This window comes from Serratia sp. CMO1 (assembly GCF_015689115.1).
Classification (GTDB): Bacteria; Pseudomonadota; Gammaproteobacteria; order Enterobacterales; family Enterobacteriaceae; genus Serratia; species Serratia marcescens.
In genome coordinates this window covers 680523-703983 of the sequence record NZ_CP065032.1, presented here as the reverse complement: position 1 = coordinate 703983, position 23461 = coordinate 680523, and the positions used below count along the sequence as shown (strand labels likewise).

The following is a 23461-nucleotide window of genomic DNA, read 5'->3' as shown; positions in this document are numbered from 1 at the left end:
CATGGCCAAGACCTTATACCAGAAGCTGTACGACGCCCACGTGGTGCACGAAGCGCCGAACGAAACGCCGTTGCTGTATATCGACCGTCACCTGGTGCACGAAGTCACCTCGCCGCAGGCATTCGACGGCCTGCGCGCCATGGGCCGCAAGGTGCGCCAGCCCGGCAAAACCTTCGCCACCATGGATCACAACGTGTCGACCCAAACCAAAGACATCAACGCCAGCGGCGAAATGGCGCGCATCCAGATGCAGGAGTTGATCAAGAACTGCGCGGAATTCGGCGTTTCGCTGTATGACCTGAATCACCCGTTCCAGGGCATCGTGCACGTGATCGGGCCTGAGCAAGGCATGACGCTGCCGGGCATGACCATCGTCTGCGGCGACTCGCACACCGCCACCCACGGCGCTTTCGGCTCGCTGGCGTTCGGCATCGGCACTTCCGAAGTGGAACACGTGCTGGCGACCCAGACCCTGAAACAGGGCCGCGCCAAAACCATGAAGATTGAAGTCACCGGCGACGCCGCCGAGGGCATCACCGCCAAAGACATCGTGCTGGCGGTGATCGGCAAAACCGGCAGCGCCGGCGGCACCGGCCACGTGGTGGAGTTCTGCGGCAAGGCGATCGAGGCATTGAGCATGGAAGGCCGCATGACCCTGTGCAACATGGCGATCGAAATGGGCGCCAAGGCCGGGCTGGTCGCACCGGATGACACCACCTTCGCCTACCTGAAGGGGCGTCAGTTTGCGCCAACCGGCGAAAACTGGGAGCAGGCGGTCGCCTATTGGCGCACGCTGAAGTCCGACGCCGACGCCCAGTTCGATACCGTGGTGACGCTGCGCGCCGAAGAGATCGCGCCACAGGTCACCTGGGGCACCAATCCCGGCCAAGTGATCGCCGTCAATCAGGCGATCCCGGCGCCGGAATCGTTCAGCGATCCGGTCGAGCGCGCCTCCGCCGAGAAAGCGCTGGCCTACATGGATTTGAAGCCGGGCATCAAATTGACCGACGTGCCGATCGACAAAGTGTTCATCGGCTCCTGCACCAACTCACGCATCGAAGATCTGCGCGCGGCGGCAGCTATCGCCAAAGGGCGCAAGGTCGCCAGCGGCGTGCAGGCCATCGTGGTGCCGGGCTCCGGCCCGGTGAAGGCCCAGGCGGAAGCCGAAGGGTTGGACAAAATCTTTATCGAAGCCGGTTTCGAATGGCGTTTGCCGGGTTGCTCAATGTGTCTGGCGATGAACAACGACCGTCTGAATCCAGGCGAGCGCTGCGCGTCCACCAGCAACCGTAACTTCGAAGGGCGTCAGGGCCGCGGCGGGCGCACCCACCTGGTCAGCCCGGCGATGGCCGCCGCGGCCGCCGTCGCCGGTCACTTCGCCGACATCCGTGATATTCACTAAGGGGCTAACGTGGCTAAATTTACTCAACATACCGGCTTAGTGGTGCCTTTGGATGCGGCCAACGTCGACACCGACGCCATTATTCCCAAACAGTTTTTACAGAAGGTCACCCGCACCGGTTTCGGCCAGCACCTGTTCAACGACTGGCGCTTCCTCGACGATGCCGGCCAGCAACCGAACCCGGCGTTCGTGCTGAACAAACCGCGCTATAAAGGCGCCAGCATCCTGTTGGCGCGGGAGAACTTCGGCTGCGGCTCCTCGCGCGAACACGCCCCTTGGGCGCTGACCGACTACGGGTTCAAAGTGGTGATCGCGCCGAGCTTCGCCGATATCTTCTACGGCAACTCATTTAACAACCAGCTGTTGCCGGTAACGCTGAGCGAGCAGCAGGTGGATGAGCTGTTCAAACTGGTAGACGCCAACGAAGGGACGGAGTTCGTGGTGGATCTGGAGAACCAGACGGTCAACGCCGGCGGCAAAAGCTATCCGTTCGAAATCGACAGCTTCCGCCGCCACTGCATGATCAACGGGCTGGACAGCATCGGCCTGACGCTGCAGCACGAAGCGGACATCTCCCGCTACGAAGCGCAGCAGCCGGCATTTCTGAATTAATCCCCTTCACCCGCCGCCCGGCGGGTGAATTTTTTCCTCACCAGTAGCCCAGCAGCTTCCACCACGCCCCGCCGATCAGCATCCAGATCAGCAGGTTAACCACACTCATCACCCATCCCGCTTTCCACCATTCTCCCAGCGTCACATAGCCGGAGCCAAAGATGATCGGCGCGGTGCCGGTGCCGTAATGCGTCAGCGACATCATCAGCGAAGAAGAGAACGCCAGGATCAGGCCCAGCAGCGCCGGTGGCGCGCCAAGCGCGATGCCGGCGGCGAAGAAGGCGGCGAACATCGCCGTCACGTGCGCGGTGGTGCTGGCGAAGAAATAGTGCGAATACAAGTAGATGAGAGTCAGCAAGATCGTACCGCCCACCCAGCTCATACCCATATGGTCAATGCCGTTGCCCACGGTCTGCGACAGCCAGCCGATCAGCCCCAGCTTGCCGAGGAAACTGGCCATCATCACCAGCGCCGAGAACCACACCACGGTGTCCCAGGCCCCTTTATGCTTCAGCACATCCTCCCAGCTCAGCACGCCAGTGGCCAGCAACACCGCCAGGCCGATCAGCGCCGCGGTGGTGGGATTGACCGCCAGCGCCGGGCCGAAGATCATCGCCGGAATGCCGGCCCACAGTATCAGCAACAGCGCGAACACCCCGAGGGTAATTTTTTCCGGCAGCGTCACCGGCCCCAACGCCTGCAGTTTTTCGCGCGCGAAGCGCGGCGCGTCCGGGGTGCTTTTCACCTCCGGCGGATACAGCAGGTAGATGACCAGCGGCATCACGAGCAGCGAACACAGCCCCGGCACCAGGGCGGCAATCGCCCACATCGACCAGGACAGCTCGAAGCTGCCATGGGTGCCTTTGGCGATCAGGCTGACGATCAACGGGTTAGGCGCGGTGGCGGTGATAAACATCGCCGAGGTGATCGGGTTGATGTTGTAGTTTACCAACGACAGGTAGCGGCCGATTTTGCCGGAGGTATTGAGCTCGGGTTTGGAGCCGAAGCTGTCGGCGATCGACTTCATGATCGGGTGAATGATGCCGCCGCCGCGCGCGGTGTTGCTCGGCGTCACCGGCGCCAGCGTGGTTTCCGCCAGCGTCAGCGCGTAAGCGATGCCCAGCGTCTTCTTGCCGAACAGCGAAATAAAGTAATAGCCGATGCGCGCGCCCAGCCCGGTTTTGTTCAGGCTGAGGGAAATCATGATCGAAAAGCCGATCAGCCAGATCAGCTGGTTGGAGAAGCCGCTGAGCGCATCGTCCAGCGCGGCGCCCGGCTTGCCCGGATTGGTGACGCCGGTCACCGCCACCAGAGCGATGGCGATCACCGAAACCGCGCCGATCGGCATCGCCTTGCCGATGATGGCGATGATGGTGCCGATAAACAGCGCCAGCAGTTGCCAGGCGTTGGGCGCAACGCCCTCCGGCACGGGAATGAGGAACCAGATAATCAGCGTGGCGCCAAGGGCGCACAGGGAAGGAAGCGTTTTGAGCGGTGTGAGTTTATCCATAACGTTCCCACTGTTCTAAACGACAGGGCGGCATCTCAATAGCGAGATGGGCGTGGGCGCAGCGATCGCGCGCCATATGCCTTCAGCTTGAGCGTCCGGCTTAGCCTTCTCAATGACTTGCATCAAGAATGCCGTCGTTTAACCTCACACTTCACGCACTTTGGCGCTCATCCCGAGCGCCGCCAGCGCCAGCAGCGCCGCCATCCAATACACCGAACCATGACCGAAATTCTCCACCAGCACGCCCTGCAGCACCCCGGCCAGGATCACCCCGGTAGAGATGCTGTTGGTGAACAGCGTGGTGGCGGCGCCCGGCCGGCCCGGCATCAAATCCTGAAAATAGAGCATGCCGATACCGGCGACGATGCCGATAAACACCGCGTTAAGCAGTTGCAGCGCGATCAGGGCCGGCTTGGTCGCCAACACCGTCAGCCCGAGATAAAACAGCACGCCCGCCGCCACCGCCAGCAGCATCATGTTGCGCTTGCCGAAGCGTTTGACGTAATAACCGGCCAGCAGCATTGCCGGGATTTCCAACCCGGCGGCAGTGCCCATCAGCACCCCGGCCAGCCCTTCCGGCAACCCGAGATCGGCGGTGATATACAGCGGCATATCGATGATATACAAGGTATTGCAGGTCCACATCAGCATCGAAGCGATGAACAGCAGCCGCACATCGCGATTGCGCCAGGCGCTGGCGGGCGCGATCGGCGCAGACATCCCGCCCTGCAGCCCCCCATTCTCCGCCGCACGCGGCACCGAAGGCAGCATAAATCCCACCAGCAGCACGCAAACCGCGAAGGTGGCGGCGGCGATCAGGAACATCACGGTGAACCCGTAGTTCAGCGCCAGCGCAAACGACAGCGGCGGGCCGATCACCCACGCCAGCGAAAGCTGGGCGCGCATCACCGAGCTGAACATCACCACTTCACGCGCCTCGCTGTCGGCGTATTCCCGCGCCAACGCGAAAATCTGCGGCATGGCGGTGTTGGCAACGGCGGACATCAGCACCCCGGCGGTGATCAGCGTCAGGTAGTCGCGGTTAAAGGCGAACAGCAGGCAGTTGCCGACCGCCATCAGGCAACACAGCAGGATCAACCTGCGCCGATCGCCGCGGGTATCGGAACGTTTGGCCAGCAGGAAGCTGACCACGATGCCGGCCACCGCGTTGGCGGTGTAAAACAGCCCGACCCACAGCGGCCGCACTTTGACTTCGGTGGTCAGAAACAGACTGAGCGTCGGCGTCAGCAACGCGCCGGCGATGCCGGAGAGAAAAGCGATCAGCAGGAAGGCGGCGAAGATGGGGTTAATGCGCAGTGACAACCGGCTCAGGCGTTGCATATTGTCTTCCCTGACCTCAAAGCAGAAGAAAGAACCTTAGGCCACGGCGAGGAAAAAGCAAGCGCATCGCCATGACCGCGCATAAAAAAACCAGTGGGTCGCCCCACTGGCTGGTGAAACAGCACCATTACTCAGAAACTTGTTGCCGCAGCCCCTACAGGTGCTCGCGATACTGCTTATCGGTCATCTCTTTAATGTCCCATTGCGTCAGGTGCGCCAGCATCGCCAGCCGTGCCTGTTCGGGCACCACGCTCAGCCAGTCGGCGCGCTGGCGGCGCACCGCGCGGAAATAGCGCTGATAGAACGGTTTGGATAAGAAAGCTTTCATGATTACGTCCTCCCCTTTCATTGATGAAAATTATCGGCGTAATATAGGGAAAGAAAAATTGACGAGTTGAAGCGGGAGTGTTCCTCTTTTATGTCCACGTCCAGATTGCAGCAGCAGTTCATCCGCCTGGGGCAGCGCTGCCACGGTGAAACCACCGACACCACGCTGCAGGATCTGGCGGAGGTGCTCAGCTGCTCGCGGCGCCACGTGCGTTCCCTGCTGAGCGCCATGCAGCGGGAAGGCTGGCTCACCTGGCAGGCGGAGTCGGGGCGCGGCAAGCGTTCTCGGCTAACCTTCCACTACACCGGCCTGGCGCTGCAGCAACAGCGGGCCGAGGAGTTGCTGGAACAGGATCGCATCGATCAGCTGGTGCAACTGGTGGGCGACAAAAACGTGGTGCGCCAGATGCTGCTGTCGCAGCTGGGGCGCAGCTTCCGCCAGGGGAAGCACATCCTGCGGGTGCTCTACTATCGGCAGTTGTACAATCTGCTGCCCGGCTCGGCGCTGCGGCGTTCCGAGACCCATTTGGCGCGTCAGATCTTCAACGGCCTGACGCGCATAAATGAGGAAAACGGGGAACTCGAATCCGATCTGTCCCACCATTGGCAGGCGCTGACGCCCTTGCACTGGCGGTTTTACCTGCGCCCGGCGATCCATTTTCATCACGGCCGCGAGCTGGAGATGGCGGACGTCATCAGCTCGCTTTCGCGTCTGACCTCGCAACCGCTGTTCTCGCATATCGAAAGTGTCACCTCGCCGACGCCGTTCGTTATCGACGTGCATCTGCGCAGCCCCGACCACTGGCTGCCCTGGCTGCTGGGCAGCGTGCAGGCCATGATCCTGCCGCGTGAATGGCGCGAACTGCCGGATTTCGCCCGCCATCCGGTCGGCACCGGCCCCTACCGCGTGGTGCGCAATCTTCCCAGCCAGATGAAGATCCACGCCTTCGACGACTATTTCGGCTACCGTGCGCTGATCGACGAGGTGAACATCTGGGTGCTGCCGGAGTTCTCCGAAGAGCTGGTGCACTCCGGCGTGCAGCTGCAGGGCGATGAAACCGGCAAAAACGAACTGGAAAGCCGACTGGAAGAGGGCTGTTATTTCTTGCTGTTCGATCAGCGCTCCCCGCTGGCCGCCGACCCCGCCATTCGCAGCTGGCTGTGCGAATTGATCAACCCCATTTCGCTGCTGAGCCGCGCCGGGCCGCTCTACCAGCGCTACTGGTCGCCGGCGTACGGCCTGCTGCCCCGCTGGCACCACAACCGCGCTCTGGCGCAGCAGCCCAAACCGGCGGGGTTGACCGAACTGACGATGACCCACTTCAATGAGCATTCGGAGTTTCACGCCATTCGCCAGGCGATTGAACCGCTGCTGGCGCAGCACGGCATCCGCCTGATCGTGCAAAGCGTGGATTACGCCACCTGGCACCAGGGCGACGCGCGCAGCGATCTGTGGCTCGGCAGCGCCAACTTCTATCTGCCGCTGGAGTTTTCGCTGTTCGCCACGCTGTACGAACTGCCGCTGATGCAGCACTGCATGAACGAAGATCTGGCGCAGGACGCGGCGCTGTGGCGCGCCAACCGCTTGCCGCTGGCGGAGTTCTGCCAGCGTCTGGTCAGCAACCACCAGCTGCATCCGCTGTTCCACCACTGGCTGCAGCTGCACGGCCAGCGCAGCATGCGCGGCGTGCGGATGAACACCCTCGGCTGGTTCGACTTCAAGTCCGCCTGGTTTGCCCCGCCGGAGACATAAGCGCCTTTCGCCCAAGTCGGTTAATCTTTACAATAGCGCCGTCTCAACGGGGTGCGGAGAGCCGGGCCGCCTAATAAGCCCGATTTTCCGCTGAGAGCACACCCGTCGAACCTGATCCGGTCAATACCGGCGGAGGGATTTGAGCCCAGCGAACCGGCGACGCCGCCTCGCCCCCTCAGATGCCCTTGCCCCCTTATTTTTCAGGAGTGCAACGTGGTCAAAAAATATCTGCCCTGCTTATTGCTGCTGTGCGCCGCGCCGGCGTTCGCCAAGCCGACGCTGACGGTTTACACCTACGATTCCTTCGCCGCCGACTGGGGCCCTGGTCCGGCGGTGAAAAAAGCCTTCGAAGCCGAATGCGGCTGTGAACTGAAGTTCGTCGCGCTGGAAGACGGCGTCTCGCTGCTGAACCGCCTGCGCATGGAAGGCAAAAACAGCGCCGCCGACGTGGTGCTGGGGCTGGACAACAACCTGCTGCAGGCGGCGCAGCAAACCGGCCTGTTCGCGCCGAGCGGCGTCGACACCGCCAAGCTGACGGTGCCGGGCGGCTGGCAGGACGCGACCTTCGTGCCTTACGACTACGGGTACTTCGCCTTCGTCTACAACAAAGAAAAACTGAAGAACCCGCCGAAAAGCCTGCAGGAGCTGGTCAGCGGCGACCGCAACTGGAAAGTGATCTACGAAGATCCGCGCACCAGCACGCCGGGGCTCGGCCTGCTGCTGTGGATGCAAAAAGTGTATGGCGACAAGGCGCCGGCCGCCTGGCAGCAGCTGGCGAAGAAGACCGTCACCGTCACCAAAGGCTGGAGCGAGGCCTACGGCCTGTTCCTGAAAGGCGAAGGCGACCTGGTGCTCAGCTACACCACGTCTCCGGCCTATCACCTGATCGAAGAGAAAAAAGACCTTTACGCCGCCGCCACGTTCAGCGAAGGCCACTACCTGCAGGTGGAAGTGGCGGGCAAGCTGAAAGCCGCCAAACAGCCTGAGCTGGCCGAGCGCTTCATGCAGTTCATGGTGACGCCGGCATTCCAGAACACCATCCCGACCGGCAACTGGATGTACCCGGTGATCAACACCCCGCTGCCCGTCGGTTTTGAGCAGATGAACGTGCCGCAGACCGCGCTGCAATACAGCGCCGAAGAGGTGGCCAAACAACGCGGCGGTTGGATCCGGGCATGGCAAACCGCCGTCAGCCGCTGATCCCCCGCTGGCTCTGGCCGGGGCTGCTGGCCGCCGGCGTGATCCTGCTGGTCGCCGCACTGGCGATGGGCTCACTGTGGCGTCACGCGCCGGACAGCGACTGGCGCGGCCTGTGGCAGGACAGTTACCTGTGGCACGTGGTGCGCTTCACCTTCTGGCAGGCGCTGTTGTCGGCGCTGATTTCGGTGCTGCCCGCCGTTCTGCTGGCGCGTGCGCTCTATCGCCGCCGTTTCCCCGGCCGGCAGCTGCTGCTGCGGCTGTGCGCCATGACGCTGGTGCTGCCGGTGCTGGTGGCGGTGTTCGGCCTGCTCAGCGTCTATGGGCGCCAGGGCTGGCTGGCGACGCTGTGCGGCTGGCTGGGCGTCGAGTATGGCTTCTCGCCCTACGGGCTGCAGGGCATTCTACTGGCGCACCTGTTCTTTAACCTGCCGCTGGCCACCCGCCTGTTGCTGCAGGCGCTGGAGAACATTCCGGTGGAGCAGCGCCAGCTGGCCGCCCAACTGGGGATGAACGGCTGGCAGCAGTTCCGTTTCGTCGAATGGCCGGCGCTGCGTCGCCAGATCCTGCCGAGCGGCGCGCTGATCTTCATGCTGTGCTTCGCCAGCTTCGCCACCGTGCTGTCGCTGGGCGGCGGGCCGCAGGCCACCACCATCGAACTGGCGATCTACCAGGCGCTGAGTTACGACTACGATCTGGGGCGTGCCGCCATGCTGGCGCTGATCCAGCTGGGCTGTTGTCTCGGGCTGGTGTTGATCAGTCAGCGCCTGAGCCAGGCATTGCCGGTGGGGCATACCCACGCCCAGCGCTGGCGCAATCCGGAAGACAGCCTGTGGCGGCGCATCAGCGATTTTCTGCTGATCGCCGCCGCCCTGCTGCTGCTGCTGCCGCCTCTGCTGGCGGTGATCGCCGACGGCGCCAATCAGGCCATTGTCAGCGTGCTGCGCCAGCCGGTGCTGTGGCAGGCGCTGTTCACGTCGCTGCGCATCGCCCTCGGCGCCGGGCTGCTGTGCGTGGCGCTCACGATGATGCTGCTGTGGAGCAGCCGCGAGCTGAAACTGCGGCAGCAGCTGCACGGCGGCCAGGCGCTGGAGCTGAGCGGCATGGTGATCCTGGCGATGCCGGGCATCGTGCTGGCCACCGGCTTCTTCCTGCTGCTGAGCGATACAATTGGGTTGCCGCAGTCGCCCTATGCGCTGGTGATCCTCACCAATGCGCTGATGGCGGTGCCCTACGCGCTAAAGGTGTTGGAGAACCCGATGCGCGACCTCGCCGAACGTTACAATCCGCTGTGCCTGTCGCTGGATATCCGCGGCTGGCAACGGCTGCGGCTGATTGAGCTGCGCGCCCTGCGCCGCCCGCTGGCGCAGGCGCTGGCCTTCGCCTGCGTGCTGTCGATCGGCGACTTCGGCGTGGTCGCCTTGTTTGGCAACGAGCATTTCCGTACCCTGCCTTTTTACCTGTATCAGCAGATTGGCGCCTACCGCAGCAACGACGGGGCGGTGACCGCGCTGCTGTTGCTGCTGCTGTGCTTCCTGTTGTTTACCCTGATTGAACGCTTACCGGGCCGCCATGCTGACGCTTGAAAAACTGACCTACCTGTATGAACACCTGCCGATGCGCTTTGATCTGCGCATCCAGCCGGGCGAGCGCGTCGCGGTGCTCGGCCCCAGCGGCGCCGGTAAAAGCACCTTGCTGAGCCTGATCGCCGGTTTTCTGCCGGCGGCCAGCGGCCGGCTGCTGCTGAACGGCGAAGACCACACCGCCACCCCGCCGGCCAAGCGGCCGGTGTCGATGCTGTTTCAGGAGAACAACCTGTTCGCGCACCTGACGGTGGCGCAGAACATCGGGCTGGGGTTGGATCCCGGTCTGCGCTTGACTGAACAACAGCGCCAACAGCGGGAGCACATCGCCCGTCAGGTCGGCCTGGAAGAGCACCTGGAGCGCCTGCCGTCGCAACTTTCCGGCGGCCAGCGTCAGCGCGCCGCGCTGGCGCGCTGTTTGATTCGCCAACGGCCGATCCTGTTGCTCGACGAACCCTTCTCGGCGCTCGATCCGGCGCTGCGCAACGAGATGTTGCAACTGCTGCAGACGGTATGCGAACAGCGCGACCTGACGCTGCTGATGGTGTCGCACAACCTCGACGACGCCGCGCGCATCGCGCCGCGCACGCTGCTGGTGGTCGACGGCCGCATCTATTACGACGGCCCGACGCAGGCCCTGCTGGACGGCAGCGCGCCCGAAGCGCGCGTGCTGGGCATTTCGGGCAAAGCGTGATCTGACGCGCGTTTTTTATGCTGCGCCAATAAACCTGTTGTGAGAATTTTGCGCCTGTGTTTTTATAAAAACCTGACTTTTTTTACTGATGATAAGGTTCCCTGTGATCGCATCCTCGCTGACTTCGACCCTACTAGTTACCGCGCTACCAGCCGCGGTGGTCGTCGTGCGTGTGGTGGTGGTCGTCGGCAATGCGCCGTAGGGTCCGAATCAACGCATCGATTCCCAAACCCCGCCGGCGCAAACCGGGCGGGGTTTCTTGTTTTAGCACCCTGCCCAGCAAAGCTCACCGGCCTTGAGAAAGGACAGGAACATGGCAACTTCGGGCACGCCTCAACCGAGTACCCGCTTCACCGGCGCACAATTGATCGTTCATCTGCTGGAGCGTCAGGGCATCACCACCGTCGCCGGCATTCCCGGCGGCGCCGCGCTGCCGCTGTATGACGCGCTGAGCCAAAGCACCCGCATTCACCACGTGCTGGCGCGCCACGAACAGGGCGCGGGCTTTATGGCGCAAGGCATGGCGCGCGCCAACGGCAAGGCGGCGGTGTGCATCGCCTCCAGCGGGCCGGGCGCCACCAACCTGGTCACCGCCATCGCCGACGCCAAACTCGACTCCATTCCGCTGGTGTGCATCACCGGTCAGGTGCCCTCCTCGATGATCGGCACCGACGCCTTCCAGGAAGTGGACACCTACGGCATTTCCATCCCGATCACCAAGCACAACCATCTGGTGCGCGATATCCGCGAACTGCCGCAGGTGATTGGCGACGCCTTCCGTATCGCCGAGTCCGGCCGCCCCGGACCGGTCTGGATCGATGTGCCGAAAGATGTGCAAACCGCCACCATCACGCTGGAAGAGCTGCCGCCGATCGCCGTGCCGGACGCCGCTCCAAGCTTCGATCCGGCGCTGGTTTCGCAAGCGGCCGCGATGATCAATCAGGCGAAACGCCCGATCCTCTACCTGGGCGGCGGCATCATCTGCGCCGACGCCCACCGGCAAGCGGTGGAACTGGCCGAACGCGCCGGTCTGCCCACCACCATGACGCTGATGGCGCTGGGCGCGATGCCGGTGGAACACCCGCTGTCGCTGGGCATGCTGGGCATGCACGCGGCACGCAGCACCAACTTCATTCTGCAGGAAGCCGATCTGCTGATCGTGCTGGGCGCGCGCTTCGACGATCGGGCGATCGGCAAAACCGAGCAGTTCTGCCCTAACGCCGCCATCATTCATGTGGATATCGACCGCGCCGAGCTGGGCAAGGTCAAACAGGCCAACGTTGCGATCCATGCCGACGTCGGCCAGGTGCTGCGCCAGCTGCTGCCGCAGATCGACACGCAGCCGCGCAGCGCATGGCTGAACACCGTCAATGACCTGAAACGCGAATTCCCGTTCAACATGCCGAACGCCGACGATCCGCTGAGCCATTACGGCCTGGTGCTGGCCGCCGCGCGCTGTGTGGACGACAGCGCCATCATCACCACCGACGTAGGCCAGCATCAGATGTGGGTGGCGCAAGCCTATCCGCTGAGCCGGCCGCGCCAGTGGCTGACGTCGGGCGGTCTGGGCACCATGGGCTTCGGTCTGCCGGCGGCTATCGGCGCAGCGCTGGCGGAGCCCGAGCGCAAAGTGCTGTGCTTCTCCGGCGACGGCAGCCTGATGATGAACATTCAGGAAATGGCCACCGCGGTCGAGCACAATCTGGACGTGAAAATCATTTTGATGAACAACCAGGCGCTGGGGCTGGTGCACCAGCAGCAAACCCTGTTCTACCAGCAGCGCATCTTCGCCGCCGCCTACCCGAAGCGCACCGACTTCCTGAAGATCGCCGCCGGATTCGGGCTGGATACCTGCGATCTGAACGCCGCGGAAGATCCGCAGGCGGCGCTGGCCGAGGCGATCCAACGCCCGGGCCCCTGCCTGATCCACGCGCTGATCGATATCAACGAAAAAGTATTCCCGATGGTGCCGCCGGGCGCCGCCAACATCGACATGATTGGAGAATAAGCCATGCTGCAACCACAAGATAAACCCCAAGTGATCCTGGAGCTGGCAGTGCGTAACCATCCCGGCGTGATGTCGCACGTTTGCGGGCTGTTCGCCCGCCGCGCGTTCAACGTCGAAGGCATTCTGTGTCTGCCGCTAAAGGACGGCCAGCAGAGCCGCATTTGGCTATTGGTCGCCGACGATCAGCGGCTGGAGCAAATGATCAGCCAGGTGGAAAAGCTGGAAGACGTGCTGCAGGTGAAGCGCCACAGCGAAGACGTGCGGGTATTTGAACAGTTGGAAGCGTTCTTCCAATAAGGCGAACGGGGGCTTTCGCCCCCTTTGGTCATTGACCCGACAACACCTGCCACAGCAGGTGGCGATACACCGGCATCAGCGGCTGCTGACTCAGCGCATAACCGACCGCCAGCGCCGCCAGCCAACTCAATCCGCAAACCACGCGCAGCCGCAGCGGCGTCAGCCAACGGCTCAGTCGATCGGCGTTGCGCTTACCCTCACGCCACCAACGCCAGCTCAACCATACCGCCAGCCAGACCAGCAGCGCCGCCGCGAGCAGCAGCCACTTGAACATCGCGCTGTCGGCGCCGGCGGGAATATCGATCGCCACGCCCGCCAGAATGCCGGGGAAGAAATAAACCGGCGGCCAGGTCAGGCAACCGATGATGTTCGGCAGCGCGAACTTGTACGGCGGCAAATCGAGCATGCCGGCCACCATTGGCACCAGCGGGCGCGTCGGGCCGACGAAGCGGCCGATCAGAATGGTCGCCATGCTGTGCTGGTGCAAGGCATGCTCGGTTTTGTCGAGCAGCGCCTTGTTCTTCTTCAGGAATGACCAACGGTGTAAAGGCCCCTTGAACGCGCGGCCGACGAAATAAGAGATCCAGTCGCCGAGCAGACAGCCGACGATGCCCGCCGCCCAGGCGTAGTAAAAGTCCACCTTGCCGCTGCCGATCAGCGCGCCGATGCTGGCCATCATCACCGTGCCGGGCAGCAACAGCCCCACCAGCGCCAGCGACTCCAGAAAAGCGACCAGCAGGACGACCATCAGGGTGAAAGCCAGTGACTGGGTGATCAAATCTTGTAAATAGGCTTCCATTACACCTCTGCGGATTATTCGGGCCAAACGGGGCGGAGGATTTTCCAGCGCCGCCGCTGACGAGTCAATCGATGAATTGTATGCGTATTTGGCAACGCCGCGCGGCGATGGACAATTACTGTATAAAAACCCATACTATAATTTATCTATATTAGCGCCAAAACCGACATCACGCTGAACGTCGCGCACGCCGCCCGGTGGAAAACGAAGGGGTTATGACTGCACTGCAACAGGGTTTCCTGCTCACTCGCCACTGGCGCGACACGCCAGCCGGCACCGAGGTCGAATTTTGGCTGGCGACCGACGCAGGCCCGCGTCAGCTGCGTCTGCCGCCGCAGACTTCGGTGGCGTTTATCCCCGCCGAACAAAGGCAGCGCGCGGAACTGCTGCTGCGGGAAGAGCGGCAAGTCGAACTAAAACCGCTGGCGCTGACGGATTTTCATCACCGCCCGATGCTGGGGCTATACTGCCGCCAGCACCGTCAGCTCATCAAGCTGGAAAAACTGCTGCGGGAAGGCGGCGTTACGGTCTACGAGGCCGACATTCGCCCGCCGGAGCGCTACCTGATGGAACGCTTCATCACCGCGCCGGTATGGTTCAACGGCAGCCCCGACGGCGGCGGCCCGTTGCTCAACGGCCAGATGAAGCCGGCGCCGGAGTACCGTCCAACGCTAAAACTGGTGTCGCTGGATATCGAAACCACCGCCCACGGCGAACTTTACTCTATCGCGCTGGAGGGCTGCGGCCAGCGTCAGGTCTATATGCTGGGGCCGGCCAACGGCGGCGATGCGCCGCTGGATTTCGATCTGGAGTACTGCGCCAGCCGCCCTCAGCTGCTGGAGCGGTTGAACGCCTGGCTGGAGCGGCACGATCCCGACGCCATCATCGGCTGGAACCTGGTGCAGTTCGATCTGCGAGTGCTGCAGAAGCACGCCGAGCGCTACCAAATCCCGCTGCGGCTGGGACGTGGCGGCAACCTGCTGGAGTGGCGCGAGCATGGCTTCAAGCAGAATCACTTTTTCGCCGCCGCCGCCGGCCGCCTGATCATCGACGGCATCGAGGCGCTGAAATCCGCCACCTGGAATTTTCCCTCCTTCAGCCTGGAGTACGTTTCGCAGGAACTGCTGGGCGAAGGCAAGGCGATCGACAATCCTTATCAACGCATGGCGGAGATCGACCGGCGCTTCGCCGAAGACAAGCCGGCGCTGGCACGCTACAACCTGAAGGACTGTGAACTGGTGACGCGCATCTTCGCCAAGGCCGATCTGCTCAACTTCCTGCTGGAGCGCGCAACCGTCACCGGGCTGGCGGCCGATCGCAGCGGCGGATCGGTGGCGGCCTTCAGCCACCTCTATATGCCGCGCATGCATCGCCTGGGCTTTGTCGCCCCCAACCTCGGCGAACAGCCGGAGGAACACAGCCCCGGCGGCTTTGTGATGGATTCCCGGCCCGGCCTGTACGACTCGGTGCTGGTGCTGGACTATAAAAGTCTGTACCCGTCGATCATCCGCACCTTCTTGATCGATCCGGTCGGATTGGTGGAAGGCATGCGCCACCCAAACGACGCCGACTCGGTGCCCGGCTTTCGCAACGCCCGCTTCTCGCGCAGCAAACACTGCCTGCCGGCGATCGTCGAGCAGATCTGGCAAGGGCGCGAGGCCGCCAAACGCCAGCACAACAAGCCGCTGTCGCAGGCGCTGAAGATCATCATGAACGCGCTGTACGGCGTGCTGGGATCGAGCGGCTGCCGCTTCTTCGATCCGCGGCTGGCGTCGTCGATCACCCTGCGCGGCCACGAGATCATGCGCCAAACCCGCGAGCTGATCGAAGCCGAAGGCTATCAGGTGATTTACGGCGACACCGACTCCACCTTCGTCTGGCTGAAACAGCCGCATGACGAGCAACAGGCGGCGCAGATCGGCCGGGCGCTGGTGCAACGGGTCAACGCCTGGTGGCAGCAGCATCTGCAACAGCAGTTCGGGCTGGAGAACGCGCTGGAGCTGGAGTTCGAAACCCACTATTCCCGCTTCCTGATGCCGACCATTCGCGGCGCCGAGCAGGGCAGCAAGAAACGCTACGCCGGCCTGGTCGCGCGCGCCGACGGCCAGGAAGAGATGGTGTACAAAGGCCTGGAAACGGTGCGCACCGACTGGACGCCGCTGGCGCAGCAGTTCCAGCAGCAGCTCTATCAGCGCATCTTCAAACAACAGCCCTACCAGGACTATGTGCGCGACTACGTCGGCAAAACCCTGAACGGCGACTTCGACGATCAACTGGTGTACCGCAAACGGCTGCGCAGAAAGCTCGACGACTATCAGCGCAACGTGCCGCCGCACGCCCGCGCCGCGCGCATCGCCGACGACTACAACCGCAGTCAGGGGCGGCCGCTGCAGTATCAGAACGGCGGCTGGATCAGCTACGTGATGACCGTCGCCGGGCCGGAACCGCTGGAAACCCGCCATTCGCCCATCGATTATCAGCACTACCTCGAACGTCAGCTGCAACCGGTGGCAGACGCTATACTCCCTTTCTTGCACGACGACTTCACCACGCTGGTCACCGGGCAGATGGGGCTGTTTTGAGATTGCGCCAGGTTAAGAAAAATCATCCGGTTTTGCAGGTGACGAACGCGCCGCCTTCCATTACCATAGCGCCCTTCCCAAAACTGAACCACGCTTAGCCCTGCCGTCTCGCGACGTCTGCATGGCGTGAACGGCTATTGCCCGCCAAATTTAAAACAAACCGGGATTAGCAGACGTTCAGTACAGGTGCCGCGGCCCTTCCCGCCCGGTAACAAGACTTACTTACAAAGAATCGAGCCGACAATATATGCCTTTTACTCTTGGTCAACGCTGGATCAGCGACACGGAAAGCGAATTAGGACTGGGCACCGTCGTGGCGCTGGACGCGCGCATGATTACCCTGCTTTTCCCCGCCACCGGTGAAAACCGCCTCTATGCCAGAAACGATTCGCCGATCACCCGCGTGATGTTCAACCCGGGCGATACCGTCAGCAGCCATGAGGGATGGCAGCTGCAGGTGGAAGAGGTGAAAGAGGAAAACGGTCTGTTGACCTATATCGGCACCCGCCTGGACACCCAGGAAAGCGGCGTGGCGATGCGCGAAGTGCTGCTGGACAGCAAACTGACCTTCAGCAAGCCGCAGGATCGCCTGTTCGCCGGCCAAATCGACCGCATGGATCGTTTCGCGCTGCGTTTTCGCGCCCGCAAATACCAGAGCGAGCAGTATCGCCTGCCGTTCGCCGGCCTGCGCGGCATGCGCGCCAGCCTGATCCCGCACCAGCTGCACATCGCTCATGAAGTCGGCCAGCGCCATGCGCCGCGCGTTCTGCTGGCGGACGAAGTCGGCCTCGGCAAAACCATCGAAGCCGGCATGATCATCCACCAGCAACTGCTGGCGGGCCGCGCCGAGCGCGTGCTGATCGTGGTGCCGGAAACGCTGCAGCACCAGTGGCTGGTGGAGATGATGCGCCGCTTCAACCTCTACTTCTCGCTGTTCGACGACAGCCGCTACGCCGAAGCCAAGCTCGACAGCAGCAACCCGTTCGAGACCGAACAGCTGGTGATCTGCTCGCTGGACTTCGTGCGCCGCAACAAGCAGCGCCTGGAAGAGCTGGCGGACGCCCAGTGGGATCTGCTGGTGGTCGATGAAGCGCACCACCTGGCCTGGAGCGAAGAAGCGCCGAGCCGCGAATATCAGGTGATCGAACAGTTGGCCGAGCATATCCCCGGCGTACTGCTGCTGACCGCCACCCCGGAACAGCTGGGTCAACAGAGCCACTTTGCGCGCCTGCGCCTGCTCGATCCGAACCGTTTCCACGACTACGGCGAGTTCGTCGCCGAACAGCAGAAATACCGTCCGGTGGCCGACGCCGTCACCCTGCTGCTGAGCGGTGAACGCCTGGCCGACGACAAGCTTAACCTGCTGGGCGAGCTGATCGACGAACAGGACATCGAACCGCTGCTCAAGGCCGCCAACAGCGAAGGCGACAACGCCGAGCAGGCGCGCCAGGAGCTGGTGGCCATGCTGATGGATCGCCACGGCACCAGCCGCGTGCTGTTCCGCAACACCCGTAACGGCGTGAAGGGCTTCCCGCACCGCAACCTGCACCAGATCAAGCTGCCGTTGCCAACCCAATATCAGACCGCGATCAAAGTGTCCGGGATCATGGGCGCCAAGAAATCCGTCGAAGCGCGCGCGCGCGACATGCTGTATCCGGAGCAGATCTACCAGGAATTCGAAGGCGAAAACGCCACCTGGTGGAACTTCGACCCGCGCGTCGAATGGTTGCTGGATTACCTGCTGGCCAACCGCAACGAAAAAGTGCTGGTGATCTGCGCCAAAGCCGATACCGCGCTGCAGCTGGAGCAGGTGCTGCGCGAGCGTGAAGCGATCCGCGCCGCGGTGTTCCACGAAGGGCTGTCGATCATCGAGCGCGACCGCGCCGCCGCCTACTTCGCCTCCGAAGAAGAAGGCGCGCAGGTGCTGCTGTGTTCCGAGATCGGTTCCGAAGGCCGCAACTTCCAGTTCGCCAGCCAGCTGGTGATGTTCGATTTGCCGTTCAACCCGGATCTGCTGGAACAGCGCATCGGCCGTCTGGACCGTATCGGCCAGATGCACGATATCCAGATCATGGTGCCTTACCTGGAGCACACCGCACAGGCGGTGCTGGGCCGCTGGTTCCACGAAGGGCTCGACGCCTTCGAACACACCTGCCCGACCGGCCGCACCATCTACGACAGCTGCTACGAGCAGTTGATCGGCTATCTGGCCGCGCCGACCGAGCAGGAAGGCCTGGACGAATTCATCCACGCCTGCCGCCAGCAGCATGACCAGTTGAAAGCGCAGCTGGAACAGGGCCGCGACCGTCTGCTGGAGATGCACTCCAACGGCGGCGACAAGGCCCAGGCGCTGGCCGCCGCCATCGCCGAGCAAGATAACGATGTCAACCTGGTGGGCTTCGCGCTCAACCTGTTCGACATCGTCGGCATCAATCAGGAAGACCGCAGCGACAACCTGATCGTGCTGACGCCGTCCGACCATATGCTGGTGCCGGACTTCCCGGGCCTGCCGCAGGACGGCTGCACCGTCACCTTCGATCGCGATCGGGCGCTGTCACGTGAAGACGCGCAGTTCGTCAGCTGGGAACACCCGATCATCCGCAACGGCCTGGATCTGATCCTGTCCGGCGATACCGGCAGCTGCGCGGTGTCCCTGTTGAAAAATAAAGCGTTGCCGGTCGGCACCCTGCTGGTTGAGCTGGTGTACGTGGTGGAAGCCCAGGCGCCGAAACACCTGCAGCTGACCCGCTTCCTGCCGCCGACGCCGATCCGCATGCTGATGGATCGCAAGGGCACCAACCTGGCGGCGCAGGTCGAGTTCGAAAGCTTCAACCGTCAGTTGAACGCGGTCAACCGCCACACCTCCAGCAAGCTGGTCAACGCCGTGCAGCAAGACGTGCACGCCATGCTGCAGCAGGCGGAAAGCCTGGTGGAAGCGCAGGCGCGCACGCTGATCGAACAGGCGAAGCAAGAAGCGGACGACAAGCTGAGCGCCGAGCTGGCGCGTCTGGAAGCGCTGAAGGCGGTCAACCCGAACATCCGCGACGACGAAGTCGAAGCGCTGGAGTTCAACCGCCGTCAGGTGCTGGCCAACCTCAATGAAGCCGGCTGGCGCCTGGACGCCATTCGTCTGGTGGTGGTCACCCACCAGTAACCGGCGCGACATGGGGAGGCAACCGTCTCCCCGTTCAGCCCTTTTCGCGGAGCCAAGATGGAACCCTACAATCCCCCGCAGGACCCGCTGCACATCCTGTATCAGGATGAACACATCATGGTGGTCAACAAGCCCAGCGGCTTGCTGTCGGTGCCCGGCCGCGCGCCGGAGAACAAAGACAGCCTGATGACCCGCATTCAGGCCGATCATCCGGCCGCCGAATCGGTGCACCGGCTGGACATGGCCACCAGCGGGGTGATCGTGGTGGCGCTCAACAAGGCCGCCGAACGTGAGCTGAAGCGTCAATTCCGCGAACGCGAGCCGAAGAAATCCTATATCGCCCGCGTTTGGGGGCATATGGAACATGACGAAGGACTGGTGGATTTGCCGCTGATCTGCGATTGGCCGAACCGGCCGCTGCAAAAGGTGTGTTTTGACACCGGCAAAGCGGCGCAAACGGAATATCAGGTGCTGTCGCGCGACGCCGACGGCAGCACGCGCGTGAAGCTGACGCCGATCACCGGCCGCTCGCATCAGCTGCGGGTGCACATGCTGGCGCTGGGGCATCCGATCCTCGGCGACGGTTTCTACGCCCCGCCGGAGGCTAAGGCGATGGCGCCACGGCTACAGCTGCATGCGCAAGAGCTGCGCATCACCCACCCCGCCTTCCAGACGCCGATGCACTTTCGCGCCGAGCCGGATTTCTAAGGCTAAAACCCAACGGGCCCGGCATACCGGGCCCGCTTTCATCGCTTATTTAAAACCTTTCTCGCGTTTGATCAGGTCGTACGCCGCCTGGATCTCCTGCGCTTTCTGCTTGGCCATTTCCATCATCTGCGGCGGCAAGCCCTTCGCCACCAGCTTATCCGGATGGTGTTCGCTCATCAGCTTGCGGTAGGCGCGTTTGATGGTGGCGGCATCGTCGCTGCTGCGCACGCCGAGCACCTTGCAGGCATCGTCGAGCGTCGGGCCGCGCTGAGCCTGCTGATAGCCGCCCTGCGAATACCCGCCCTGCTGACCGCCGCCGAACTGACGCCCGCCCTCCATCATGCTGAGGAACTGATCGAACTGCGCGCGCGAAATGCCGAGTTCTTCGGCGATGACGTACAGCACCTGACGTTCGTTCGGGTGCAGCGAGCCGTCGGCAAACGCCGCCTGGATCTGAATTTCCAGAAACATCCGAATCAGATCGAAGCGGCCGAAACAGATGCTGCGGAACTGCTGCAGCGTCTCACGCAGCGGGAACTGGCTCTGTTTGCCCTCGCGGAACGCCTGCTGCGCCGCGGTGCGCGCTTCGCCGTGCAGCTGCAGGCGATCCATGAACAGGCTGGCGATCTGGATATCCGCCTCGGTAACGCGTCCCTTGGATTTGGTCAGGTGGCCCATCACCTGAAAAGTGGTGCGGAAAAACAGCGTTTGCCGCGTTTGCTGGTCGGTGAAAAACCCCCGGCTGCGCTTGTTGCTGCGCGCCGTATCGATCATATGACCGATAATCAGCCCCAGAACTACACCCCAGAATCCCGCGCCAGACCAGATGGCGACGATGACGCCGAGCAGTTTTCCCCAATACTGCATATACTCCTCAATTATCATGCCGAAAGCCGCCCGCTCTCCTTCGCTTCAGGAAAGGGCGCAGGCGATTTTTCCTAGAATTTGGATTATCATACCTGTCATTTATCTTTGCGCCTAACGACGACGCAAGTAAACGGCTGGATTTAGCACTAGCGCAACGCAGATGAGTAATATAGTCTCTGACCGTTTGCCGGACACGACGCCTCTGATGACGGAACACCAAAACCGCGTATGAAAAAAAGTTTCCCAACACTGCTGGCCACGATGATTTGGACGGCACTCTACAGTCAGCATGCGCTGGCTGATCTGGCCGAGCAATGCATGCTTGGCGTTCCCGTTTACGACAAGCCTTTGGTCAGCGGCGATCCGAACAGCCAGCCGGTGACCATCAATGCCGATGACTCGCGCGCCGACTACCCGAAAAGCGCCCTGTTCAGCGGCAACGTGCATATCGAGCAGGGCAACAGCACCCTGACCGCCAAAGAAGTCGAGCTGAACCAGACGGAAAACCCTGGCCAGACGGAACCGGTGCGCACCGTCACCGCCACCGGCGACGTGCACTACAGCGACAATCAGATCAAACTGAAAGGCCCGAAGGCCTGGTCGAACCTGAATACCAAAGATACCGACGTCTATGAAGGCGACTACCAGATGGTCGGCCGTCAGGGGCGCGGCGACGCCGACAAGATGAAAATGCGCGGCGCCAACCGTTACACCATCCTGGAAAACGGCACCTTTACCTCCTGTCTGCCGGGCGACGACAGCTGGAGCGTGGTCGGTTCCGAAGTGATCCACGATCGCGAAGAGCAGGTGGCGGAAATATGGAACGCCCGCTTCCGCATCGGCGGCGTGCCGGTGTTCTACAGCCCGTACCTGCAGCTGCCGGTCGGCGACAAGCGCCGTTCCGGTTTCCTGATCCCCAACGCCAAGTACGGCAGCAACAACGGCTTCGAGTTCATGTTGCCGTACTACTGGAACATCGCACCGAACTACGATGCCACCATCACGCCACACTATATGTCCAAGCGCGGCCTGCAGTGGCAGACCGAGTTCCGCTATCTGGTGCAGCCGGGCCTCGGCCTGATGGAGTTCGACTGGCTGCCGGACGACAAGGAATACGGCAAAGATCATGAGGACAGCAAACGCTGGCTGTTCTACTGGAACCACAACGGCGTCATGGATCAGGTGTGGCGCTTCAACGTCGACTACACCAAGGTCAGCGATTCCAAATACTTCACCGATCTGGACTCCAAGTACGGTTCCACTACCGACGGCTACGCTACGCAGAAATTCAGCCTCGGCTACGCCAACGAAAACTGGAACGCCACGCTGAGCTCCAAGCAGTTCCAGATTTACGACGATACCGATCGTTCACAGTCGGAGTCGTATAAAGTCCAGCCGCAGCTGGATCTGAACTATTACAAGAACGACCTCGGTCCGTTCGACTTCCATATTTACGGCCAGGCGGCCAAGTTCACCAGCGTCAACCCGTACAGCCCGGACGCCACCCGTCTGCATATGGAGCCGACGCTGAGTCTGCCGCTCACCAACGGCTGGGCCAGCCTGAACACCGAAGCCAAAGTGATGGCGACCCACTACCAGCAGGATATTCCTGACGGTTTCGCCGCCAACTACCAGAGCCGCAAAGGCGTCGCTGCGCCGGATCTTGATGACTCGGTCAACCGCGTACTGCCTCAATTCAAGGTCGACGGCAAGCTGGTGTTCGAGCGGCCGATGATCTGGGCCGAAGGCGCCACCCAGACGCTGGAGCCGCGCGTGCAGTACCTGTACGTGCCGTACCGCGACCAGAGCAACATCTACACCTACGACACCACGCTGCTGCAGACCGACTACTCCGGCCTGTTCCGCGACCGCACCTACAGCGGCCTGGATCGCATCGCTTCGCAGAACCGCGTATCCACCGGTTTGACCACGCGCATTTATGATGACGCGCTGGTGGAACGTTTTAACGCTTCCGTGGGTCAAATCTACTACTTCAGCCGTTCGCGCACCGGCGATCAGGTGACGGGATACGACAACAACGACGATACCGGCAGCGTGGCCTGGGCCGGCGATACCTATTGGAAAATCGACGATCGTTGGGGCCTGCGCGGCGGCCTGCAGTACGACACCCGCCTGAACAGCGTCTCGCTGGGCAACGGCGTGGTGGAATACCGCCAGGACGCCGAGCGCGTGGTGCAGCTGAACTACCGTTACGCCACGCCGGAATACATCCAGACAGCGTTGAACACCAAAACGATTCCGGCCTTCCAGGACGGCATCTCGCAGGTGGGCATCACCGGCAGCTGGCCGATCGCCGATCGTTGGGCGGTCGTCGGGGCGTACTACTACGACACCCGCGCCAAACAATCCGCCGATCAGCTGGTGGGGCTGAAGTATAACACCTGCTGCTGGGCGGTGACCCTGGGCTATGAGCGCAAGATCACCGACTGGAACAACAGCAACAATACCAGCGTTTACGACAACAGAGTTTCGTTCAACGTCGAACTGCGCGGCCTGAGCAGCGATCATAGTCTCGGCTCCGCGGAAATGATGCGCTCCGGCATTCTGCCGTATCAGCGCGCATTCTGACGCTTTGCAACACTTTGAAAACGAGAACTTTCACCCGC

18 protein-coding genes and 1 riboswitch are annotated in these 23461 nt (G+C 62.4%); of the genes, 13 read left to right on the top strand and 5 right to left on the bottom strand.

The window, feature by feature from the left end:
* The first annotated feature begins 1 nt into the window (after position 1).
* Together leuC and leuD are read left to right on the top strand one after the other, a co-directional pair.
* Positions 2 to 1402, top strand: a complete 1401-nt coding sequence (gene leuC, locus IT763_RS03235) for a 3-isopropylmalate dehydratase large subunit (RefSeq protein WP_033637093.1) — start codon at positions 2 to 4, stop codon at positions 1400 to 1402.
* Positions 1403 to 1411: 9 nt separating this feature from the next.
* Complete coding sequence (leuD, locus tag IT763_RS03230) at positions 1412 to 2014, top strand: 3-isopropylmalate dehydratase small subunit (protein WP_004932829.1); 603 nt, start codon at positions 1412 to 1414, stop codon at positions 2012 to 2014.
* Positions 2015 to 2051: 37 nt separating this feature from the next.
* On the opposite strand, the gene IT763_RS03225 is transcribed toward leuD, so the two are convergent.
* The 3 genes from IT763_RS03225 to sgrT all read right to left on the bottom strand — a co-directional run bounded on the left by IT763_RS03225 (position 2052) and on the right by sgrT (position 5193).
* Positions 2052 to 3524: a DASS family sodium-coupled anion symporter gene (locus tag IT763_RS03225; RefSeq protein WP_206195167.1), complete on the bottom strand. Its 1473-nt coding sequence runs from the start codon at positions 3522 to 3524 to the stop codon at positions 2052 to 2054.
* Positions 3525 to 3668: 144 nt separating this feature from the next.
* Complete coding sequence (locus IT763_RS03220) at positions 3669 to 4865, bottom strand: sugar efflux transporter (RefSeq protein ID WP_110146686.1); 1197 nt, start codon at positions 4863 to 4865, stop codon at positions 3669 to 3671.
* A 154-nt stretch (positions 4866 to 5019) separates the two neighbouring features.
* Entirely contained in the window at positions 5020 to 5193 is a 174-nt protein-coding gene (gene sgrT, locus IT763_RS03215; RefSeq protein ID WP_075205914.1) for a glucose uptake inhibitor SgrT, read from the bottom strand.
* A gap of 90 nt (positions 5194 to 5283) precedes the next feature.
* Between sgrT and sgrR the strand changes: the two genes are divergently transcribed.
* From sgrR to ilvN, 7 genes are all read left to right on the top strand, one after another.
* Positions 5284 to 6945 carry an HTH-type transcriptional regulator SgrR gene (sgrR, locus tag IT763_RS03210; RefSeq protein WP_206195166.1) on the top strand — a complete coding sequence of 554 codons (1662 nt, stop codon included), beginning with the start codon at positions 5284 to 5286 and terminating at the stop codon, positions 6943 to 6945.
* 37 nt (positions 6946 to 6982) lie between these two features.
* Positions 6983 to 7101: riboswitch (TPP riboswitch) on the top strand.
* A gap of 57 nt (positions 7102 to 7158) precedes the next feature.
* Positions 7159 to 8145, top strand: coding sequence for a thiamine ABC transporter substrate binding subunit (gene thiB, locus IT763_RS03205; protein WP_049300146.1), 987 nt, complete (start codon positions 7159 to 7161; stop codon positions 8143 to 8145).
* The gene (gene thiP / locus IT763_RS03200; protein WP_033641246.1) at positions 8121 to 9728 is read left to right on the top strand and encodes a thiamine/thiamine pyrophosphate ABC transporter permease ThiP; all 1608 of its coding nucleotides are present in this window, start codon (positions 8121 to 8123) and stop codon (positions 9726 to 9728) included. Before thiB ends, thiP begins: the two co-directional genes overlap by 25 nt.
* On the top strand, positions 9715 to 10419 hold the full coding sequence (gene thiQ / locus IT763_RS03195; RefSeq protein ID WP_151254336.1) for a thiamine ABC transporter ATP-binding protein ThiQ: 705 nt from the start codon (positions 9715 to 9717) through the stop codon (positions 10417 to 10419). The genes thiP and thiQ overlap by 14 nt, the downstream gene beginning before the upstream one ends.
* A gap of 88 nt (positions 10420 to 10507) precedes the next feature.
* Positions 10508 to 10621 (top strand): ilvB operon leader peptide IvbL, encoded by a 114-nt coding sequence (ivbL, locus tag IT763_RS03190; protein ID WP_154747116.1) that lies wholly within the window; start codon positions 10508 to 10510, stop codon positions 10619 to 10621.
* 111 nt (positions 10622 to 10732) lie between these two features.
* Positions 10733 to 12427: an acetolactate synthase large subunit gene (gene ilvB / locus IT763_RS03185; RefSeq protein ID WP_028127860.1), complete on the top strand. Its 1695-nt coding sequence runs from the start codon at positions 10733 to 10735 to the stop codon at positions 12425 to 12427.
* A 3-nt stretch (positions 12428 to 12430) separates the two neighbouring features.
* On the top strand, positions 12431 to 12724 hold the full coding sequence (gene ilvN / locus IT763_RS03180) for an acetolactate synthase small subunit (RefSeq protein ID WP_016929110.1): 294 nt from the start codon (positions 12431 to 12433) through the stop codon (positions 12722 to 12724).
* 28 nt (positions 12725 to 12752) lie between these two features.
* On the opposite strand, the gene IT763_RS03175 is transcribed toward ilvN, so the two are convergent.
* Positions 12753 to 13523 carry a DedA family protein gene (locus IT763_RS03175; RefSeq protein WP_016929111.1) on the bottom strand — a complete coding sequence of 257 codons (771 nt, stop codon included), beginning with the start codon at positions 13521 to 13523 and terminating at the stop codon, positions 12753 to 12755.
* Positions 13524 to 13738: 215 nt separating this feature from the next.
* On the opposite strand from IT763_RS03175, the gene IT763_RS03170 reads away from it, so the two are divergent.
* The 3 genes from IT763_RS03170 (at position 13739) to rluA (ending at position 19967) form a co-directional block, all read left to right on the top strand.
* A complete protein-coding gene (locus tag IT763_RS03170; RefSeq protein WP_176063678.1) occupies positions 13739 to 16105 on the top strand; it encodes a DNA polymerase II in 2367 nt (788 codons plus the stop codon).
* 247 nt (positions 16106 to 16352) lie between these two features.
* Positions 16353 to 19259, top strand: a complete 2907-nt coding sequence (gene rapA, locus IT763_RS03165) for an RNA polymerase-associated protein RapA (protein WP_028127862.1) — start codon at positions 16353 to 16355, stop codon at positions 19257 to 19259.
* Positions 19260 to 19316: 57 nt separating this feature from the next.
* A complete protein-coding gene (gene rluA, locus IT763_RS03160; protein WP_016929114.1) occupies positions 19317 to 19967 on the top strand; it encodes a bifunctional tRNA pseudouridine(32) synthase/23S rRNA pseudouridine(746) synthase RluA in 651 nt (216 codons plus the stop codon).
* A gap of 45 nt (positions 19968 to 20012) precedes the next feature.
* Here the strand turns inward: rluA and djlA are convergent, their stop codons facing one another.
* On the bottom strand, positions 20013 to 20834 hold the full coding sequence (gene djlA / locus IT763_RS03155; RefSeq protein WP_015376627.1) for a co-chaperone DjlA: 822 nt from the start codon (positions 20832 to 20834) through the stop codon (positions 20013 to 20015).
* A 228-nt stretch (positions 20835 to 21062) separates the two neighbouring features.
* On the opposite strand from djlA, the gene lptD reads away from it, so the two are divergent.
* The gene (gene lptD / locus IT763_RS03150) at positions 21063 to 23423 is read left to right on the top strand and encodes an LPS assembly protein LptD (RefSeq protein WP_016929115.1); all 2361 of its coding nucleotides are present in this window, start codon (positions 21063 to 21065) and stop codon (positions 23421 to 23423) included.
* The last annotated feature ends 38 nt before the right edge of the window (positions 23424 to 23461 follow it).

Excerpts from the sequence above, each read along its gene's own strand:
- leuC (WP_033637093.1), top strand. The coding sequence starts at position 2 with ATGGCCAAGACCTTATACCAGAAGCTGTACGACGCCCACGTGGTGCAC.
- IT763_RS03225 (WP_206195167.1), bottom strand. The coding sequence starts at position 3,524 with ATGGATAAACTCACACCGCTCAAAACGCTTCCTTCCCTGTGCGCCCTT.
- IT763_RS03220 (WP_110146686.1), bottom strand. The coding sequence starts at position 4,865 with ATGCAACGCCTGAGCCGGTTGTCACTGCGCATTAACCCCATCTTCGCC.
- sgrT (WP_075205914.1), bottom strand. The coding sequence starts at position 5,193 with ATGAAAGCTTTCTTATCCAAACCGTTCTATCAGCGCTATTTCCGCGCG.
- sgrR (WP_206195166.1), top strand. The coding sequence starts at position 5,284 with ATGTCCACGTCCAGATTGCAGCAGCAGTTCATCCGCCTGGGGCAGCGC.
- thiP (WP_033641246.1), top strand. The coding sequence starts at position 8,121 with ATGGCAAACCGCCGTCAGCCGCTGATCCCCCGCTGGCTCTGGCCGGGG.
- thiQ (WP_151254336.1), top strand. The coding sequence starts at position 9,715 with ATGCTGACGCTTGAAAAACTGACCTACCTGTATGAACACCTGCCGATG.
- ivbL (WP_154747116.1), top strand. The coding sequence starts at position 10,508 with ATGATAAGGTTCCCTGTGATCGCATCCTCGCTGACTTCGACCCTACTA.
- ilvB (WP_028127860.1), top strand. The coding sequence starts at position 10,733 with ATGGCAACTTCGGGCACGCCTCAACCGAGTACCCGCTTCACCGGCGCA.
- ilvN (WP_016929110.1), top strand. The coding sequence starts at position 12,431 with ATGCTGCAACCACAAGATAAACCCCAAGTGATCCTGGAGCTGGCAGTG.
- IT763_RS03175 (WP_016929111.1), bottom strand. The coding sequence starts at position 13,523 with ATGGAAGCCTATTTACAAGATTTGATCACCCAGTCACTGGCTTTCACC.
- IT763_RS03170 (WP_176063678.1), top strand. The coding sequence starts at position 13,739 with ATGACTGCACTGCAACAGGGTTTCCTGCTCACTCGCCACTGGCGCGAC.
- rapA (WP_028127862.1), top strand. The coding sequence starts at position 16,353 with ATGCCTTTTACTCTTGGTCAACGCTGGATCAGCGACACGGAAAGCGAA.
- rluA (WP_016929114.1), top strand. The coding sequence starts at position 19,317 with ATGGAACCCTACAATCCCCCGCAGGACCCGCTGCACATCCTGTATCAG.
- djlA (WP_015376627.1), bottom strand. The coding sequence starts at position 20,834 with ATGCAGTATTGGGGAAAACTGCTCGGCGTCATCGTCGCCATCTGGTCT.
- lptD (WP_016929115.1), top strand. The coding sequence starts at position 21,063 with ATGAAAAAAAGTTTCCCAACACTGCTGGCCACGATGATTTGGACGGCA.